Annotated in this window: 16 protein-coding genes; 12 read left to right on the forward strand and 4 right to left on the reverse strand. The window is 66.7% G+C overall.

What is annotated here, in order from left to right:
• Positions 1–4 precede the first annotated feature (4 nt).
• Both ASF79_RS13745 and guaA read left to right on the forward strand, forming a co-directional pair.
• Entirely contained in the window at positions 5–457 is a 453-nt protein-coding gene (locus tag ASF79_RS13745) for a DUF3817 domain-containing protein (protein WP_055777955.1), read from the forward strand.
• Positions 453–2,042 (forward strand): glutamine-hydrolyzing GMP synthase, encoded by a 1,590-nt coding sequence (gene guaA / locus ASF79_RS13750; RefSeq protein WP_055777952.1) that lies wholly within the window; start codon positions 453–455, stop codon positions 2,040–2,042. The genes ASF79_RS13745 and guaA overlap by 5 nt, the downstream gene beginning before the upstream one ends.
• Here the strand turns inward: guaA and ASF79_RS13755 are convergent.
• Positions 2,026–3,165, reverse strand: coding sequence for a DUF418 domain-containing protein (locus ASF79_RS13755; RefSeq protein ID WP_055855691.1), 1,140 nt, complete (start codon positions 3,163–3,165; stop codon positions 2,026–2,028). The genes guaA and ASF79_RS13755 overlap by 17 nt on opposite strands.
• A gap of 13 nt (positions 3,166–3,178) precedes the next feature.
• Complete coding sequence (locus ASF79_RS13760) at positions 3,179–3,964, reverse strand: Bax inhibitor-1/YccA family protein (RefSeq protein WP_055777946.1); 786 nt, start codon at positions 3,962–3,964, stop codon at positions 3,179–3,181.
• 127 nt (positions 3,965–4,091) lie between these two features.
• Here ASF79_RS13760 and ASF79_RS13765 point away from each other — a divergent pair, with 127 nt between their 5' ends.
• The 3 genes from ASF79_RS13765 to ASF79_RS13775 all read left to right on the forward strand — a co-directional run bounded on the left by ASF79_RS13765 (position 4,092) and on the right by ASF79_RS13775 (position 8,969).
• Positions 4,092–5,150, forward strand: a complete 1,059-nt coding sequence (locus ASF79_RS13765) for a glycerophosphodiester phosphodiesterase family protein (protein ID WP_055855696.1) — start codon at positions 4,092–4,094, stop codon at positions 5,148–5,150.
• 12 nt (positions 5,151–5,162) lie between these two features.
• On the forward strand, positions 5,163–7,577 hold the full coding sequence (locus ASF79_RS13770; RefSeq protein WP_055855698.1) for an ATP-dependent helicase: 2,415 nt from the start codon (positions 5,163–5,165) through the stop codon (positions 7,575–7,577).
• Between the two features lie 144 nt (positions 7,578–7,721).
• Positions 7,722–8,969 (forward strand): GDSL-type esterase/lipase family protein, encoded by a 1,248-nt coding sequence (locus ASF79_RS13775; RefSeq protein ID WP_055855701.1) that lies wholly within the window; start codon positions 7,722–7,724, stop codon positions 8,967–8,969.
• On the opposite strand, the gene ASF79_RS13780 is transcribed toward ASF79_RS13775, so the two are convergent.
• Both ASF79_RS13780 and ASF79_RS13785 read right to left on the reverse strand, forming a co-directional pair.
• Entirely contained in the window at positions 8,935–9,771 is an 837-nt protein-coding gene (locus ASF79_RS13780; RefSeq protein WP_235500762.1) for an oxygenase MpaB family protein, read from the reverse strand. The genes ASF79_RS13775 and ASF79_RS13780 overlap by 35 nt on opposite strands.
• 60 nt (positions 9,772–9,831) lie before the next feature.
• Positions 9,832–11,388, reverse strand: coding sequence for a hypothetical protein (locus ASF79_RS13785; protein WP_156366262.1), 1,557 nt, complete (start codon positions 11,386–11,388; stop codon positions 9,832–9,834).
• 257 nt (positions 11,389–11,645) lie between these two features.
• Here ASF79_RS13785 and sucC point away from each other — a divergent pair, with 257 nt between their 5' ends.
• From sucC to ddaH, 7 genes are all read left to right on the forward strand, one after another.
• On the forward strand, positions 11,646–12,809 hold the full coding sequence (gene sucC, locus ASF79_RS13790) for an ADP-forming succinate--CoA ligase subunit beta (RefSeq protein WP_055855709.1): 1,164 nt from the start codon (positions 11,646–11,648) through the stop codon (positions 12,807–12,809).
• 34 nt (positions 12,810–12,843) lie between these two features.
• Positions 12,844–13,731, forward strand: a complete 888-nt coding sequence (sucD, locus tag ASF79_RS13795) for a succinate--CoA ligase subunit alpha (protein WP_055855712.1) — start codon at positions 12,844–12,846, stop codon at positions 13,729–13,731.
• A gap of 162 nt (positions 13,732–13,893) precedes the next feature.
• The gene (locus ASF79_RS13800; RefSeq protein ID WP_055855716.1) at positions 13,894–14,310 is read left to right on the forward strand and encodes a hypothetical protein; all 417 of its coding nucleotides are present in this window, start codon (positions 13,894–13,896) and stop codon (positions 14,308–14,310) included.
• 52 nt (positions 14,311–14,362) lie between these two features.
• Positions 14,363–15,712 (forward strand): cell division protein PerM, encoded by a 1,350-nt coding sequence (locus ASF79_RS13805; RefSeq protein WP_055855720.1) that lies wholly within the window; start codon positions 14,363–14,365, stop codon positions 15,710–15,712.
• 2 nt (positions 15,713–15,714) lie between these two features.
• A complete protein-coding gene (gene purN, locus ASF79_RS13810) occupies positions 15,715–16,308 on the forward strand; it encodes a phosphoribosylglycinamide formyltransferase (RefSeq protein ID WP_055779700.1) in 594 nt (197 codons plus the stop codon).
• Positions 16,305–17,912, forward strand: a complete 1,608-nt coding sequence (gene purH, locus ASF79_RS13815; RefSeq protein ID WP_055855723.1) for a bifunctional phosphoribosylaminoimidazolecarboxamide formyltransferase/IMP cyclohydrolase — start codon at positions 16,305–16,307, stop codon at positions 17,910–17,912. Before purN ends, purH begins: the two co-directional genes overlap by 4 nt.
• Positions 17,913–17,956: 44 nt before the next feature.
• Positions 17,957–19,165: a dimethylargininase gene (gene ddaH, locus ASF79_RS17840; RefSeq protein ID WP_055855727.1), complete on the forward strand. Its 1,209-nt coding sequence runs from the start codon at positions 17,957–17,959 to the stop codon at positions 19,163–19,165.
• Positions 19,166–19,193 lie beyond the last annotated feature (28 nt).

Raw genomic sequence — 19,193 nt, forward strand, 5'->3', positions numbered from 1 at the left:
AGACATGGCCCTCGAACCCAAACCCCGCGACTTTCCGCGCATTCGAAGCGCGGTCAAGCTGTACAAGGTCTCCTCGGTCATCACCGGTGTGATGCTTCTGCTTCTGTGCCTCGAAGTCGTGCTCAAGTACATCCCCGCGTTTGGTGTCGAACTCGAATTGGGCGGTCCGCAGGGCTTCCTCGCACTCGTGCCCGAGGGCACGGTCACGGCCGTCAACCTGTCGACCGGCATCCTCATCGCGCACGGCTGGTTCTACGTGCTCTACCTCTTCGCCGACTTCCAGCTCTGGAGCCGCATGCGCTGGCCCTTCTGGAAGTTCGTCCTCATCGCTCTCGGTGGCATCGTGCCGCTGCTCTCCTTCTTCCTCGAGGTCAGAATCGCCCGCGAAGTGAAGACGTACCTGGCCGGCCGCGAGGCCGAGCTGTCCGCATCCGCCCCCGTGGAGGTCACCCATTAGCACGCCCAGCCCCGACAGCCAGTCCCGGCCTGTCCTCGTCGTCGACTTCGGCGCCCAGTACGCCCAGCTCATCGCCCGTCGGGTACGCGAGGCCAGCGTCTATTCCGAGGTCGTCCCGTCATCGATCACCGCCGCGGAGGTCGCCGCCAAGTCTCCCGTCGGTATCGTGCTGTCGGGTGGCCCGTCGAGCGTCTACGAGCCCGGCTCGCCTGAGCTCGACCCGGCGATCTTCGACCTCGGAGTGCCGGTGTTCGGCATCTGCTACGGCTTCCAGGTCATGGCACGCGCCCTCGGCGGCGAGGTCGCCAACACGGGGCTCCGCGAGTACGGCTCGACCGACATGACGGTCACCGGTGAGGGCGGATCGCTCCTCGGCGGTCAGCCCGAGTCGCAGACCGTCTGGATGAGCCACGGCGATTCGGTCTCGAAGGCGCCCGAGGGCTTCGAGGTCCTGGCGAGCACGACGTCTACCCCCGTCGCCGCGTTCGGCTCCAAGGAGCGACGCATGTACGGGGTGCAATGGCACCCCGAGGTGAAGCACTCCGAGTTCGGGCAGCGCGTGCTCGAGAATTTCCTGCACGACACGGCAGGGATCCCCGCCGACTGGACGAGCAACAACGTCATCACCGATCAGGTCGCCCTGATCAGGGAGCAGGTCGGTGACGGCAAGGTCATCTGCGCCCTCTCCGGCGGCGTCGACTCGTCGGTGGCCGGCGCGATCGTGCACCAGGCCGTCGGCGACCAGCTCACGTGCGTCTTCGTCGACCACGGTCTGCTGCGCCAGGGCGAGCGCGAGCAGGTCGAGATCGACTATGTCGCCTCGACCGGTGTGCGGCTCATCACCATCGATGCCCGCGAGCAGTTCATGGATGCCCTTGCGGGCGTCACCGACCCCGAGCAGAAGCGCAAGATCATCGGTCGGGAGTTCATCCGCAGCTTCGAGGCCGCGGCTGAAGCGCTCGTGCTCGAAGCGGCCGCGACCGACGGTGAGCCCGTGAAGTTCCTCGTACAGGGAACTCTGTACCCCGACGTCGTCGAATCCGGCGGAGGAACCGGCACGGCGAACATCAAGAGCCATCACAACGTCGGGGGACTCCCCGAGGACCTCCAATTCGAACTGGTCGAGCCGCTCCGAGCTCTCTTCAAAGACGAGGTGCGCGCCATCGGGCGCGAGCTCGGTCTTCCTGAGGCGATCGTGGGGCGCCAGCCGTTCCCCGGACCCGGCCTCGGCATCCGGATCGTCGGAGAGGTCACCTGGGAGCGGCTGGAGCTGCTTCGTCAGGCCGACGCCATCGTGCGCGCGGAACTGACCGCAGCCGGTCTCGACGACGAGATCTGGCAGTGCCCGGTCGTGCTCCTGGCCGACGTGCGCTCTGTCGGTGTTCAGGGCGACGGACGCACCTACGGTCACCCGATCGTGCTGCGACCCGTCTCGAGCGAAGACGCGATGACCGCCGACTGGACTCGCCTGCCCTACGACCTCCTGGCGCGGATCTCGAACCGCATCACCAACGAGGTCGCCGGCGTCAACCGCGTCGTACTCGACGTCACCAGCAAGCCCCCGGGAACTATCGAGTGGGAGTAGTGCTCGGACTCACCTGATCCGAGCCCGCTGCGCCCCGTGGAACTCTCCACGGTCGGCGCAGCGTCAGGCGTGCGAAGAGCCACTCGAGTGGCCCCTGCATGAAACGCAACCGCCAGACCACGGCGAACACGAGCGAGCCGATGGCGAGCCCGAGGAACAGCGCCCACGAGAATGCGTCGTCGTGTGCGTCAGGGAAGAGCGCTCCGACGATCGCGATGGCGACGACCTGCGCTGTGTAGATGGTGAGCGGCATCGCTCCCGCCGCGGTCAGCGGGCGAATGAGCCTGCGCCCTGCCGCCCCGCGCACACGCCCGACAGCCGCGACGAGCAGGCCTATCACGGCTATGGCAAGCGCTCCCGACGAAATCGCCTCCATCGTCGTGTCGGTGTGCGCCACGACGGGATCGCCGAACGCGTTCGACAGGCCATACCCGAGGGCGGACACCGCGAAGCCTCCGACGATCATCACGAGTTGCACTCGAGCCCGGGCGACACCGAATCGGGCGAGCGCGAGGCCGGCGAGAACATAGGCCAGCCAGACAGGCGCGGGATAGTACGAGTCGAGCCAGGAGAGCGGAATGGACAGCGGGTTCTCGGCGGAGACAGGCAGGGGCCCGTCCCACGAGGTTGCCGCGCCGATCGCGTCGATCACGGCAGGGCCGATTACGGCGCAGACGAGGGCCCCGGCGGCCAGTGCCCAGCGGTTTGTGAAGAGCAGCGGCACGCAGACGAGGAACAGAAAGCCGTAGGAGTCGAGGATGATCGCGATATTCGTCTCGAGCAGCCACAGGCCGAGACCGAGGGCGATGAGGAGAAGGGCCCGGATGGCGATGGAGAGTCGGGCTCGGCGTCGCAATGCCCCACCGGCCGCCGCGCGGGCGATCGGATGCTCGCCGCCCGTCATCAGACCGAGCGAGATGCCCGCGAGCGTGGCGAACAGGATCGAGCTGCGCCCGTCGTAGAAGGCATCTCCGTCGCCGGGAAGGGTGTGTGCCGCCAGCATGCCCAGGATGGCGAGCCCTCGTGCGGCGTCCAGCCCGGGGATGCGCGTGACGCCGTCTGGGGTCACGACGACGGCGGGGCCGCCCCGAAGGACGGCCCCGCCGTTGTCGTGTGTCGACACGCTTCGCGTGAAGCTAGTTGCGGAAGATGGCGATCAGGCGGAGCAGCTCGACGTAGAGCCACACCAACGTGACGGTGAGGCCGAAGGCCGCGGACCATCCGTACTTGCGGGGAGCGCCCGCCTTGACGCCGCGCTGAACGAAGTCGAAGTCGAGCACGAGCGAGTAGGCCGCCATGATCACGGCGAGAACGCCGATGATGATTCCGAAGATTCCGGAACGCGCGCCGAACATGTTGTCTGCCGGGAAGACCCCGGCGATCATGAGCACGAAGTTCAGGAGCGAGAACACCGCGTAGCCGATCATCGCGATGAGGAAGATCTTGGTCGCGCGCTTGGACGCGCGGATCTTACCGTTGGCGAAGAGCGCGAGTGTGGTTCCGAACACCGCAAGGGTGGCGAGCACGGCCTGAACGACGATGCCCTCGAAGCGCTGCTCGAAGAACTGGGAGATGCCACCGATGAAGAGGCCCTGCGCTGCGGCATAGAGCAGGATCAGCGGCGCAGACGGCTCGCGCTTGAACGAGTTGACCAGTCCGAGAACCAGTCCGACGATCGCACCGGCGATCCAGACGCCCGGCACCACCCATCCGACGACAGCGGTCGCGAGAAGCACGACGAACATCAACGCCGTCTTGACGATGGTGTCGTCATAGGTCATGCGCGAGGTGTCGGCCGGGGTGGCGGACGGGCGCTCGTAGAGATCTTGCAGCTGAGTGCTCGACATCGTGGGCGCAGCGTCAGCCGCACCCTTTCCGTTGAAGACAGGGTTGCGTGTGAACGCGGGGTTCGCCGACGGCATGAGTTCCTCTTGTACGTAGGTGGACGGAGTTCAAATCTACCGGTTATGGGTGGAACCGTGCCCGTGAATGCGGTCGTTTCGCAGGGTTTTCGCGCAGGGCGGAGTCGATTCCGGCTACCGTGGTGGCGTGACCGCACCCCGCCTTGCTCTCGTCATCGGACATCGGGGCGCGCCGGGGTACCGTCCCGAACACACCCGCTCGTCGTACGAATTGGCCATCGCGCTCGGTGCCGATGCCGTCGAACCCGACATCGTCGCATCCAGAGACGGAGTTCTCGTGCTGAGGCACGAGAACGAGATCTCGGGAACCACCGACGTGGGCTCCCGCGCCGAGTTCGTGTCGCGCCGCACGACAAAGACCATCGACGGCATTCGGCATACCGGGTGGTTCACCGAGGATTTCACCTGGGCCGAACTGTCGACGCTGCGCGCTCGGGAGCGTCTGCCGAAGATCCGACACTCCAGCGCGTCGTTCGATCTGCAGTCGCCCATCATGCGTCTGTCGGAGCTGCTCGACCTGCTCGACGACACCCGCGACGAGTCCGGTCGGTCGATCGGCCTGGTCGCCGAGATCAAGCACGCCGCCTACTTCGAGTCCATCGGCCTCGCCCTCGACGAACTGGTTGCGGAGGAGCTGACGAATGCCGGGTGGAATTCGGGTGACGGCCGGCTGACGGTCGAATCGTTCGAGAAGACGGTGCTCGACCAGCTGAGGAGTCGGGGCATCCGCTCGAAGAACGTCTTTCTGCTCGAAGCGGCGGGTTCGCCGCCCGACCTGGTCGCCCGGTTCGGCACGATGGCCGACAGCTACGCGTCATTCCTCACCGGCGACGGTCTTCGGATGCTGCGGCGCGACCTCGAGGGCATCAGCGTCGACAGGCAGATGATCCTGCCTCGAACCGACCCGGACTCGGGCAGGGTGTCGTCGGCGCTGGTCGAGGCCGCGCACGACGCGGGACTCGAGATCTACTGCTGGACCCTGCGGCCCGAGAACAGGTTTCTCGACCGTGCCTTCCGGGGAGCAGGAGGCTCCTCGGGCTTCGGCGATTGGCAGAGCGACTTCGGGCTGATTCTCGCCACCGGTGTTGACGGGGTGTTCGCCGATCATGCAGACCTTGCGGTCGCCGCCCGAGACGCCGTCGCGGCATCCTCGCGGGCGCGGGGAACTGTCGGAGGTTCGGCTTAAACTGGAGCCGACATGACAAGCCTCTTCGACCTTCCCTCGACCGATTCCGGCACCGCGAGCCTGAAGCCCGTCATCCTCGACGGCCAGGGGCCGGAAGCCACGCAGAGCGATCTGCTCGACGGCCTCAACCCCGAGCAGCGAGAGGCGGTCGAATACCGTGGCCCCGCGCTGCTCATCGTCGCGGGTGCGGGGTCGGGCAAGACCCGCGTCCTCACCCACCGAGTGGCGAGCCTGATCGAGAGCCGCGAGGCGTGGCCGAGCCAGATCCTGGCGATCACCTTCACGAACAAGGCCGCAGCCGAGATGCGCGAGCGCGTCGAACAGCTGCTGGGGCAGGCGTCCCAGGGCATGTGGATCTCGACCTTCCACTCTGCGTGCGTGCGAATCCTGCGCCGCGAGGCCGAGAACTTCGGTTTCACCAAGAGCTTCACCATCTACGACTCGGCCGACAGCCGTGTGCTGATCAAGCGCATTATCAAAGAGCTCCAGGCCGATACCTTCGGCTTCACCGTCGGCTCCGTCTCGGCCAAGATCTCGAAGCTCAAGAACGAGCTCGCTGACGTCGAGAGCTATGCACGCACGGCGAACTTCGCCGACCCCCAAGAAGCTCTCTTCGTCGAGATCTTCCGGCAGTACACACGAAGCCTCCAGGCGGCCAACGCCTTCGACTTCGACGACCTCATCAGCCAGACCGTCTTCCTGTTCCGCGCCTTCCCGCGTGTAGCGGAGCAGTATCGACGCCGTTTCCGTCACATCCTCGTCGACGAGTACCAAGACACGAACCACGCGCAGTACTCGCTGATCCACGAGCTCACCCTGTCGCCCGGGTCGGTCGACCCCGGCCAGCCGCCCGTCGAGGGCGCGTCGCTCACCGTGGTCGGTGACTCCGACCAGTCGATCTATGCGTTCCGCGGAGCCGATATCCGCAACATCGTCGAGTTCGAGCGCGACTATCCGGGTGCAAAGGTCGTTCTGCTCGAACAGAACTACCGTTCTACGCAGAACATCCTCTCTGCAGCCAACGCCGTGATCTCGAACAACTTTGATCGCAAAGACAAGAAGCTGTGGACCGCGATCGGCGACGGCGACAGGATTCTCGGCTATACGGGATATTCGGGCCACGACGAGGCGCAATTCGTCGCAGACGAGATCGCCAAACTGCACGACGCGGGAACGGCCTACAAAGACATCGCCGTCTTCTATCGCACGAACGCGCAGACGCGTGCCCTAGAAGAGATCTTCATCAGATCGGCCTTGCCGTATCGGGTGCTCGGCGGTACGAAGTTCTACGAGCGCGCAGAGATCAAAGACGTGATGGCGTATCTGATCTCCGTCGCCAACCCCCAAGACGCGCTGGCTCTCCGGCGCATCCTCAACAGCCCCAAGCGCGGCATCGGCCCGGCCACCGAAACTCAGCTCGCGAGCTTCGCCGAAGCCAACGAGATCACCTACCGCGAGGCCATGCGTCGCGCAGCTTCGCTCGGACTGGGGCCCAAGGTCACATCCGCGATCCTCCAATTGGCGGGCCTGCTCGACGAAGCCTCCGAACTCATCGACCCCGAGCGCGAACAGGGCCCGGCCCCTGTCTTCGACGTCCTCGCCCTCCTGCTCGAGAAGAGCGGTTATCTCACCGCACTCCGAGCCAAGCGCGACCCGCAAGACGAGGCGCGTGCCGAGAACGTCGAGGAGCTCCTCGCGGTCACCAAAGAATTCGGCAAGAACAACCCCGACGGCGGGCTCGTCGACTTCCTCACCGAGGTGTCTCTGGTCGCGGCCGTCGACGACCTCGACGACTCCAGCGGAACGGTGTCGTTGATGACCCTGCACACCGCCAAGGGTCTCGAGTTCGAGGCGGTGTTCCTCACCGGCATCGAAGAAGACTTGTTGCCGCACCGCATGTCCGCCAACGAGCCGGGCGGACCGGCAGAAGAGCGCCGCCTCTTCTACGTGGGCATCACCCGTGCTCGCAAGCGTCTTTATCTGTCTCTCGCCATGACTCGCGCTCAATACGGCGAAACCGCCGTCGCGATGCCCAGCAGGTATCTGCAGGAGATCCCCGCCGAACTGATCGAATGGGTGCAGTCTCCTGGCATGGCCACCTCGCGCGGCGGAACTCAGCCACGCGCCCTCAACGCGAATCGCTCGTCGCGGCAGGGGTGGGGGTCGACGGGCTCGCAGTCGACCAGCGACTTCCCCCCGCTTCCGCCGCGTCCGAAAGCAGAGTGGGCCAACACGATCACCAACAAGGTGCGCGACAACGGCGACCTCGAGCTCGCGGCCGGCGACCGCATCCGGCACAGCGATTTCGGCGAGGGTCGAGTGAGTCAGGTCACCGGCGAGGGCACGAAGCGTGTGGCGCACGTGATGTTCGAGAGCGCCGGAGCCAAGAAGCTGCTGATCAAGATCGCGCCCATCGAGAAGATCTAGGCCCACTACGTCGTCGTTTCGATACGGCCTTGTCGAGGCAATGAATATTAGCCGCCATCAGCTGTTCTGCTCGGAGGCGCTGCGGCTTAGAGTCTCGGTAACGGACGTGGCGAGTGTGCTGCCCCGTGACATCGGGGGCACAACATGGAACAGCTTGGTTCGTCTTTTTCTCGTCGCACCTTTCTAGCCGGAAGTGGTGCGGCCGCGATCGGTGTCGGCCTTGCCGCCTTCGCTCCGGCGCAGCGAGCGCTCGCCGCGCAGACGGTGCTGCCGACGTTCACCTACGGGCCAGAAGACAAGCTCGCGCCGTTCTATGCGCAACGGAATCGTGCGGTGTCAGAGAAAGCCACCATCCTCATGCTGGGCGATTCCCTCACGGAGGGGTATGGAGCCGGTGATCTGCAGGATGGCTACCCTGCGCAGGTGCGAGAGATGCTTCGCGCGCAGTTCTCACCCAAATCGGGCACGGGGCGCGACTACGTTGCCGCCCGGCATCAGCTCTTCCGTGAGGGGGCGCGGCCATGGAGGGAGACGCTCTTCACCTTCACCGGGCCTGTCGTCCTCGCGAGCCTCTATGGCGTCGGACGCCGGAGTGTCAGGCTCGATCCGGATTCAGTAGCAACGCTTGCGGGCCAGAACTACTCGTCGCTGATGCTGGCGTGGCGTGCGCCTTCGACGAAGAGCTCGATTGAGGTGAAGGTCGGTGAGGGGGGCTGGCTCCCGGTTGAGCGAGAAAGAGTGGGAGAAAACACATTTCGAGTAGACGGGTCGTCCGCGGGGGCCCAGACCTTCCAGGTCAGACCGGTGGCGAATAGCGATGCCAGCTACAAGGACCCCGACTACCCGCAGATAGAGGGCGTCTGGCTCTTCAACGGCGATGAGAATCGCAATATTCACGTCGTCGAGGGCGGCCAGTCGGGTTCCGCGATGTGGCAGTTCTCCGCCGGTTCGAAAGGGCCGCTGCCAGGTCAAACGGGTGTGAGTTCATGGGCGGATGCTATCGACAGGTATTCGCCGTCGCTCGTGACAATGGCGTGGGGCACCAACGATGTCAAGCAGAAGAGCAAAGCCGACATCATGAGCGACACGTCGAGGGTCATCAGCCTGATTCGGACGCACACTGCCGCTCCGATCCTTCTTATCGTGCCGTTTCAACCGCTGTCGGAAACGAACGCGGTCTGCTCCTGGGCCGATCTTCGGGCCGGGCTGAAGACTGTCGCAGATGCGACCCGGACCGTCGACTACTTCGACGTCGGCCAGTACATGTCGTTCACATCGGCCAGTGATCCCAACGGTTGGAAGTCTCCGTACGATTCGATCCACCTCAGTTCGGCGGGGTACAAGGAGATGGCTCGCGTCATCTCGGCGAAGCTGAGCGCCGTTCCCGCCTAGTCTCATTGCGGCCAGGCCGCAGCGCCAGGTTGCGGGGCAGGTGGCGAAGCGCGCGCGGCAGTCGTGGATAGACGACGCGGACGACCCGCATCAGTGCCTGGAAGCGGCGTTGGCGCGCTGCGGACCAGGGCAGACCGAAGTCCTCTCTGATCCCCGGTGGGAGGAGCCCCGCTGTCACCAACCGGGCGAGTGGCATTGCCGCTCGGAGCCAGCGCGGCGCAGCGACGGGATGGAGGAGCGCGGACGCGACGCGCCTCGTCGTCTCGTCTGTATGCAGCGTCGCGAGTTCGTGCGTGAAGTAGGCGCGGAATGCAGCCCGATCCGCGGGCCACATCTGCGGCGGAACCTGGAGCGCTGTTCCCAGCACCGCGTAGTCCTGGTAGATCCGCTCCGCGGATGCATCATCGAGTGGTCCGTATACGCGTTCGTGCATGTCGATCGCCGAGTCGTAGAGTGTGGCCGCAACCCACAGCTGCAGCCGCGGGTCGAACGCAGAGTACGACGGGGCTGTGCCGTCCTCCACCCCGCGCACCGGCCCGTGCGCCCGAGAGACCGCCCGAACGACCGCGTCGACCTGCTCGGGCGTGCCGTAGACGACGGTGTAGACGTAGTCGAGCGTGCGCACGAGCCGATCGAGGGGACGTGCCGCGAAGTCGCTGTGCTCGGCCACCCCGCGTCCCACCGCCGGGTTCGCGAGCTGCAGCAGGATGGCTCGACCCCCGGCGCCCACGAGCACCGACTCCGCGGCGATGTCTCGGATACCCAGCGTGCCCGACTGCGGGGATGACGCGGAAGAAGCCACGGGGTTCCCCTCTCTCGGGCGCCGAACCCGACGCGGGGATCGGAGAGGAACCCCGTCGGCTCAGGTGGTCGTCGTCGGTGCGAGGTGATTCGTCAGCCGACGACGCCACAGTACCCCGACGCCGAGGAGACTTCCCAGCGTGAGCGCTGTGGCCGACACGAGGAGGAGGAAGCCGGTGTCGGCGCTGCCCGTGTCGGCGAGAACGGGCGCCGCTGCAGGAGCAGCGGGAGCCGGCGGGAGCTCTGGCGCGGGCGGAGGGGCGACGAAGGTGACCTCGCTCGCCGTGCCGAAGGGCGACTGCCATGGCAGGATGCGGCTGCCGCCCTGCTCGACCGGGGTTCGATCGGGGCTGATGCGCTCGACCCAGACGAAGTAACCGCTGCCGGGAAGGACGCATTCGGGAGTCCGATAGTTTCCGGGACCGGTCTCGATGCGCACCTCGACGGAGCACACGACCGGAGCACCCGCCGGCGGCTCAGCCGCGGGCTCGATGGGATCGCTGAACGGGCCGAGGAGGGAACTCTCGACCACCACAGGAATGGGCAGCATGCCGTTCTCGTCGACGGCCGGAACCGACCCGGCGGGTGGGGGAGTCGCAGGCCGGTAGACGCCCCAGCCCGGGAGGAGGTCGTCGCGGCTCTCGTCGACCAGCGCCGACACGGTGAGTTCGTCGCTGATCGCCTCGCCCGCGGCGGCCGTGGCTTTGCTGGTCTTCGTGTTCACGACAGGCTGGAACGGCTTGGTCGACGGCACCGTGGAGAGGATCGTGGCGCTGCCTGAGGCGGACCCGGGGCGAGCGACGAGCACCTGCTGAACATCATCTCCTGCGTGGCCGGCCGTGAAGGCGGAGCCGTAGGGGAGGTCGTTGTAGCGCACCATGGCGGCGACCGTCGACGCCGGGTCGGTTCCTGTCGTCGTGATGGACACGGTCTCGCCGTTCGATACCGTGCGTTCTGCTCGGCCATCGTCGAAAACAGCACCCGACAGGCTCATCGTGCCCGAATGGACACCCGGAGCCAGGGCAGTCGGCCCGCTCGCGAGGAAGTCGACCGTCAAGCCGCTGGTGACCGTCATGCGGTTGTCGTCGTCGGCCGGTGTCAGTGTGACCGACCCCATGACACCCCGCGATGCGCCCGAGGGAGCGTCGGCGGCCGCGAGGAGCTGGCTGCTCCGATCGAGCACGGCCTGGGCGGAGGCGCCCGCCCGCGCGGCGTAGTACTCCGGGCTCCGGCCGTCGAGACCCGCGATCCTCCAGGTCGCGAGTTGGCCGGCCGCAGCCTCGGTCGGGTCGGCTGAGGGCGCGGCGGTGCGTGAGATGTATGCCAGGCGAGCAAGGTCGTCAGGGGTGAAGCGGCCGAGAGCGGCCGAGTCGACGAACTGATAGTCGTGACCGGTCGGCGCTTTCTTGCCGACTTCGAGGCAGAAGATGAGCGAGCCGTCGTCGAGCCGGTACGAGCCGATCCATGAAACGCCGTTCTCGGCGAGGTGGCCGACCCCATGCCCGGTCGACACAGCGGCGGTCGCCGGAGGTGCGCCGGAGAGAAGGAGTCCGATGGTCGTCGCGACCGTGGTGAGTGCGGTGAGTATGGCGGCGAAGCGCCGGCGTGGTTGTGTCATGCCGATCACCTTCTCGGACCGGGCACGCGTAGCGGGGAGCGCGTCGGTCCTCCGTGGAATGCGGTCTCGATCGCCGGGTTGTGGAGGACGAGGCGTCTCCGTTGCTCGCATGTGGGGCTCTTGTTCGGGCGGTAAGGTGGCAGACGGCGAAAGTCTGCGGCGGAGCAGCAAATCTGTCGGCCGCGACTCGCAGGAGTACTCTTCGAGCCGAGCACCAACCCCCGTGCCCGGCTGAGACCTAAGCGGATTGGATGAGCGTGGATCTGTTCGAATACCAGGCACGAGACCTGTTTGAAAGCTATGGGGTTCCGGTTCTTCCGGGAATCGTGGCGGACACCCCGGAAGAGGTGCGTGCCGCGGCTGAGAAGCTCGGCGGCGTGACCGTCGTCAAGGCTCAGGTCAAGGTCGGAGGCCGCGGCAAAGCCGGTGGAGTCAAGGTCGCGAAGGATCCGCAGGCCGCCTTCGAGGCCGCCCAGTCGATCCTCGGCCTCGACATCAAGGGTCACGAGGTGAAGCGGGTCATGGTCGCCGGAGGCGCGCGCATCGCCGAGGAGTTCTACTTCTCCGTGCTCCTCGACCGTGCCAACCGTTCGTACCTCTCGCTCACCAGCTACGAGGGCGGCATGGAGATCGAGCAGCTCGCCGTCGAGCGCCCCGAGGCCCTCGCCCGTATCGAGGTCGACCCGATCGCGGGCATCGACCTCGACACCGCCAAGTCGATCGCGGTCTCGGCGAAGTTCCCGGCGGAACTCGTCGACAAGGTCGCTCCCGTCTTCGTGAAGCTGTGGGAGGTCTACACGGGTGAGGACGCCACGCTCGTCGAGGTCAACCCACTCGTCCTCACCGAAGAGGGCGACATCATCGCGCTCGATGGCAAGGTGACGCTCGATGAGAACGCAGGATTCCGGCACCCCAACCACGAGGCGCTCGAAGACAAGGATGCGGCGGACCCGCTCGAGGCCAAGGCCAAGGCTGCCGACCTCAACTACGTGAAGCTCGACGGCGAGGTGGGAGTCATCGGCAACGGTGCGGGCCTCGTGATGTCGACCCTCGATGTCGTCTCCTACGCGGGAGAGAAGTACAACGGCGTGAAGCCGGCCAACTTCCTCGACATCGGCGGCGGAGCGTCTGCGGCCGTGATGGCGGCGGGCCTCGACGTCATCCTCGGCGACGCCCAGGTCAAGAGCGTCTTCGTGAACGTCTTCGGCGGAATCACCGCGTGCGACGCGGTGGCCAACGGAATCATCGGTGCACTCGAGGTGCTGGGCGACTCCGCCACGAAGCCCCTCGTCGTTCGACTCGATGGCAACAAGGTCGATGAGGGCCGTGCGATCCTCGCCGCAGCCAACCACCCGCTCGTCACTCTGGCGACCACCATGGACGAGGGCGCCGACAAGGCCGCCGAACTCGCCTCCCTCTGACGATTCCTCGCGAGAAGTAAGGACCATACAAAGAATGTCGATTTTCCTCAATAAGGATTCCAAGGTCATCGTGCAGGGCATCACGGGCGGCGAGGGCACCAAGCACACCGCTCTGATGCTGGCCGCAGGCACCCAGATCGTGGGCGGTGTGAACGCTCGCAAGGCGGGCACCACCGTGACCCACGGCGACGTGGAGCTGCCGGTCTTCGGCACCGTCTCCGAGGCCATCTCCACGACCGGAGCCGACGTCTCGATCGCCTTCGTTCCGCCCGCCTTCGCGAAAGACGCGATCATCGAGGCGATCGATGCAGAGATTCCGCTGCTCGTCGTCATCACCGAGGGCATCCCCGTGCAAGACGCGGCGGAGGCCTGGGCGTACGCCAAGCAGAAGGGCAACACGACGCGCATCATCGGCCCGAACTGCCCCGGCATCATCACGCCCGGCGAGTCGCTCGTGGGCATCACCCCGGCGAACATCACGGGCAAGGGCCCGATCGGACTCGTCTCCAAGTCGGGCACGCTGACCTACCAGATGATGTTCGAGCTGCGCGACCTCGGCTTCTCGACGGCCATCGGAATCGGCGGAGACCCGATCATCGGCACCACGCACATCGACGCGCTCGCGGCATTCGAGGCCGATCCCGAGACGAAGGCAATCGTGATGATCGGCGAGATCGGTGGAGACGCAGAAGAGCGCGCTGCCGACTTCATCAAGGCCCACGTGACGAAGCCGGTCGTCGGCTACGTCGCAGGCTTCACCGCACCCGAGGGCAAGACGATGGGCCACGCAGGCGCCATCGTGTCCGGCAGCGCGGGAACCGCGCAGGCCAAGAAAGAGGCCCTCGAGGCCGCCGGCGTGCGCGTCGGCAAGACGCCGAGCGAGACGGCCGCGTTGCTGCGCGAGGTCTACGCGGCGCTCTGATCCCCAGCACGACCTGCGATGCCGATGAACATGGCGACACCGCCCAACCGTGGTGTCGGCCGGGTGTGCACGTCTCGTTCGCGGATCTTCGGATAGAGGCAGCGCGTCCGGCACGCCCTGGTCACACCCGAGCTGATCTACGGCACCATCGTCAGTTCCGCCGTGATCGCCGTCGCCGATGATGACGACGACGACTTCGATGTCTTCGTGGTCACGATCGTGACGATGCTGGTCTTCTGGGCCGCGCACGTCTTCGCGACCGCCGTGGCGAATCACGGCATGCGTGGGGGCAGGATCATCGGCATCGGTCAGGCGTTCCGCGAAGGCGTGCATCACTCGAAGGGCCTGCTGTACGCCTCGGTCGTGCCGCTCGTGTTCCTCGTCCTCGGAGCGACGGGCGTGCTCGACGAAGACACGGCGTACTTCGTGGCGCTCATCGTGGGCATGGTGGTGCTGGGCGTTCTCGGCTGGATGGCGTTCGCCGACAGAGGCAGTCCGTGGCCCGTGAGGTTGCTCGGCGGCGTCGGAACGGCTCTCTTCGGACTGGTCATCATCGTGTTCAAGGCAGTCCTCCACTAGAGCGGCGGGGTGAGGTGTCGACTCAGCCGACAGGGGGTACGCTCGGCACGGCATGAATCGACCATTTACCGCATTCCTCGCGTTTCTCGACGCGCTCCTCGTCGGGGTACTCGGCGTCGGAATCCTCTTGATTCCGTTGACGATCCTCTGGCTGACGCAGTTCGAGCTCGCCGTCGACTTCGGCGCGTTCTGGCGGGTCGCGGCCAACTTCTGGCTGCTCGGCAATGGCGTCGATCTGCTCGTCACGATCGATCCGACGCTCGCGCTGCAACTCGCCCTGCAGGGGGCGGGGGTGCCCTTCGAGATCGGCTTCGCGCCCCTGGGTATGGCCGTGCTCACGGTGCTCCTCGGATGGCGATCGGGCCGGCGTCTCGCCGATTCGGAGCACCGCCTCCTCGGCGCCGCCGTGGGCGTACTCACCGTCGTCGCGATCGGATGGCTGGTCGCCAGCGGGGCCGGCTCCGACAGTGCGCGACCGTCGATCGTGCAGGCCTTGTTCTTCCCCGCAGCCGTCTATGCCATCGGCATGGCGACGAGCCTGTTCTCCCGCGCCGATTTCTCGGCCGCCGCGGATCCGGCCGATCCCGCTGGCCAAGCCGTCGACATCCTCACCCGGAGCCTGCGCGAGATCGTCGATCGCGTGCCGGCGCCCGTCGCGACGGTGGTGTCTCTCGCGGCCCGAGGCGGCGCGATGGCGGTCGCCGGGCTCACGGCGGTCGCCGGCATTCTGGTGTTCGTCCTGATCCTGGGGCACTACGGGCAGATCATCTCGCTGTACGAATCCCTGCAGTCGCAACTCGTGGGCGGTATCGCCCTGACCATGGGCCAGCTCTCGATCGTGCCCAACATGGTCGTCTGGGCCACCTCGTGGCTGCTCGGGCCGGGTTTCGCCCTCGGCTCGGGCAGCGTGGTGTCGCCGCTGGGAACACAGGTGGGCCTGCTCCCAGGGCTGCCGATCCTCGGCGCCCTGCCACAGGGGGCGCCCGCGATCGGTTACGCGGTTGTCGTGGTTCCCGTCGTCGTCGGCTTCGTCGTGGGCGTCGTTCTCAAGCCTCGATTGACGGCGGCGGGTGCGGGGTCGTCGCCGCTGGTCCTGGTGCTGTCGGGTATCGGAGTCGGAGTCGTCGGCGCCAGCGTGCTCGGGCTGCTCGCCATCTGGTCCGGGGGAGCCGCCGGACCCGGAAGGCTCGTCGACGTCGGTCCGGATCCGGCCGCCGTGTGGATCTGGTCGGCGCTCGAGCTCGGCCCCAGCGCCGTGCTCGGGCTCACAGTGGGGCTCACGCGACGGTTCTTCTCGCGGATGTCCGACGGCACCGGGGCCGAAGCGGACTCCGATGGCGGCCTCGACGGTCTCGGCGGACTCGACCGCGCGGGCGCCGATGCGGATACCAATAAACTGTGACGGTGCTGTCGCTGGTCGTACTCATCTCCGGCGGAGGATCGAACCTCCGCGCCCTTCTCGACGCGCAGTCAGACGCAGAGTTTCCCGCGAGGATCGTCGCCGTCGGAGCCGACAACGACGCCGCGGGCCTGGCCCACGCCGAGGAGTTCGGCGTGCCCACCTTCACCGTGCCACCGACGTCGTTCGAGTCGCGCGCCGCATGGGGAGACGAGCTTCTCGAGCAGATCCGAGTGTGGAATCCCGATCTGGTCGTCTGCGCCGGCTTCATGCGCATCCTGCCCCCTCGGGTCGTCTCGGCCCTGAGCCCGTTCCTCATCAACACTCATCCGGCTCTCTTGCCCGCGTTTCCAGGCGCCCACGCCGTGCGCGACGCCCTCGCCGCCGGGGCGGCGCAGACGGGCGTCACCGTGCACATCGTCGACGAGGGTGTCGACACCGGTCCGGTGATCGTCCAGGAGGTCGTGGCGATCGAGGCCGATGACACGGAGCCGGAACTTCACGAACGAATCAAGACGGTCGAGCGTCGCCTGCTCACTCAGGCGGTACTCGACATCGCGAACAGCAGAGTCAACCTCAGGGAGCTAGCCACAGCATGAGCGGTCCAATTCACGATCCGAACCTCTACGCCCACCGCGACGTCGTGCGCATCGAGCGCGCACTGATCTCGGTGAGCGACAAGACCGGGCTCCTCGAGCTCGCCGCGGCCCTCGCCGATGCCGGGGTCGAGATCGTGTCGACGGGTTCGACGGCGAAGACCATCGCCGACGCGGGATTCGCGGTCACGGAGGTCAGCCAGGTCACGGGCTTTCCCGAGTCTCTCGACGGCCGTGTGAAGACGCTGCACCCCGCCGTCCACGCCGGCATCCTCGCCGATCTCCGGCTCGAGTCGCACAAGTCCCAGCTCGACGAGCTCGGCATCCGCGCATTCCAGCTCGTCGTGGTGAACCTGTATCCGTTCCGCGAGACCGTGGCCTCGGGTGCCGAGAGCTCGGCCGTGATCGAACAGATCGACATCGGAGGCCCGGCGCTCGTGCGCGCCTCGGCCAAGAACCACGCCAACGTCGCGATCGCGGTGTCGCCCTCGAGCTACGCCGGCATCATCGAATCGCTGCCTGCCGGAACCACGCTCGAGAGTCGTCGCGCGCTCGCCGCCGAGGCTTTCGCCCACACGGCCGCCTACGATGCGGCGGTCGCCGCGTGGTTCGCGGGCGAGACGACGGATGGCGCCGGCCTCGACACGGCCGGTCTCGGAGACGCCGTCACGATCGAGGGCACCCGGTCGGCGACCCTCCGCTACGGCGAGAACTCGCATCAGCCTGCCGCACTGTACGTGCGCGAGAACGGGGCGGGGATCGCCCAGGCGACCCAGCTCCACGGCAAGGAGATGTCGTACAACAATTACGTCGACGCCGATGCGGCCGTTCGCGCCGCGTTCGACTTCGCCGAGCCCGCCGTGGCGATCATCAAGCACGCCAACCCGTGCGGCATCGCCGTCGCGCAGCCGGCCGACGCCGATGCGATCGCGGGTGCCCACGCTCGAGCGCACGCCTGCGACCCCGTCTCCGCGTTCGGAGGCGTGATCGCCGCCAACCGCACCGTGACACGGGCGATGGCCGAAGGCGTGGCCGAGATCTTCACCGAGGTCCTCGTCGCCCCCGACTTCGAGCCGGAGGCCCTCGAGATCCTGCAGATCAAGAAGAACCTCCGACTGCTGAAGCTGCCCGCGGGCTTCCGCCGCGACGAGACGGAGATCCGCCAGATCAGCGGCGGCTTCCTCGCGCAGAAGCCCGACGGGTTCGACGGCTTCAGCTCGGTGAAGTGGCAACGGGTCGCCGGCAAGCACGTCGACGACGCCACCCTGGCCGATCTGGAGTTCGCTTGGAAGGCGTGCCGCTCCGTGAAGTCCAACGCCATCCTGCTCGCGTCCGACGGGGCGTCGGTCGGCGTCGGCATGGGTCAGGTCAACCGTGTCGATTCCTGCCATCTGGCCGTGACGCGAGCGGGCGAGCGCGCCGCCGGATCGGTCGCCGCATCCGACGCCTTCTTCCCCTTCGCGGACGGGTTGCAGGTGCTCATCGACGCGGGCGTGAAAGCGGTCGTGCAGCCGGGCGGCTCGGTCCGCGATGCAGAGGTGATCGAGGCGGCTCAGGCCGCAGGCGTCACGATGTACTTCACAGGGGAACGCCACTTCTTCCACTAGAACCCCTCGACGTGCGTACAGAAACCCGAAGTAAGGTCGCACCCATGCATTTCCTCCGACCGAGACCGGTCATCGCGTCCGCCGTGGCAGCGCTGCTCATCGCCGCGATCACGCACCTCGCCACGATGCTGTCGTTCTTCGTCGGCAGCGATCCCCAGGCGATCGTGCTGCTGCAGATCAACAACTTCTTCGTGCCGGCGACGCTCGTGCTGCTCGTGCTGGTCTTCGTGTTCGCCATGATCGCCCGGCTGACGCGCTGGTACACGGCCGCCATCGCCGGGGTGGTCTCGGGCGTCATCGCGGCCGTCGTCGGTACGGGAATCCAAACCCTGCTGCAGGGCAATGCACTCGACGGTCGGGTGATCGCGTACGTTCTCAGCACTCTCGGCAACATCAATCTCATCTTCGTGCTCACCGCCACGGTGGCGACGGCCACGCTGGGCCGCCGGGTGTACTCGGCGCTCAGCCACTCCGAGATGCCGCCACGCACCGTCTCGGGAACCGTTCTGGTGCGACGCCCGTCCGACAATCTGGCCGAGGGGATCGTGACCCACCTCGAGCGCACCGAGGTCGACACAGAACTCGCCGACGAGCAGTGGGAGTCGTACGTCGCCGCCCTGATCGGGGCGGGGTGGAAGCCGGTGGAGGTCGAGCGTGCCGACGGGCTGGCCGACTCGGTCTTCGTCGAAGACTCCGTCGTGATGTTCGGTCGCCTCGCCGTGCTCGCGAGCCCTGCGGTGCCCAGCCGCGTCGCAGAGATCGACGAGGTGGAGAAGAGCGTGCGATCGCTGGGCCTCGATGTCACGCGCATCGTGCAGCCCGGCACCCTCGACGGGGGAGACGTGCTGAAGATCGAGAAGCGCGTCTACGTGGGGCGCGGTGGCCGAACGAACGCCGAGGGAATCAGGCAGCTACGGCACATCCTGAGCCCTCTCGGCTATACCGTCATCGCCGTGCCGATCTCGAAGGTCCTGCATCTCAAGAGCGCCGTCACGGCTCTGCCCGACGGCACGGTCATCGGATATCCGCCGGTCGTCGACGATCCCAAGATCTTCGACCGCTTCCTCGCCGTGCCGGAGGAGGCGGGGGCGCACGTGGTCATCCTCTCCGACGACACGGTGCTCATGTCGTCGGCGGCGCCCGAGTCTGCTCAGCTGATCGAGAGTCTGGGTTACAGGGTCATCGCCGTCGACATCTCGGAGTTCGAGAAGCTCGAGGCCTGCGTGACGTGCCTGTCGGTGCGCGTGCGCTGATTCGCGCGACGCGCGTTGCGCTCGAGTA

The sequence above is a fragment of the Agreia sp. Leaf335 genome (assembly GCF_001423605.1).
GTDB lineage: Bacteria > Actinomycetota > Actinomycetes > Actinomycetales > Microbacteriaceae > Agreia.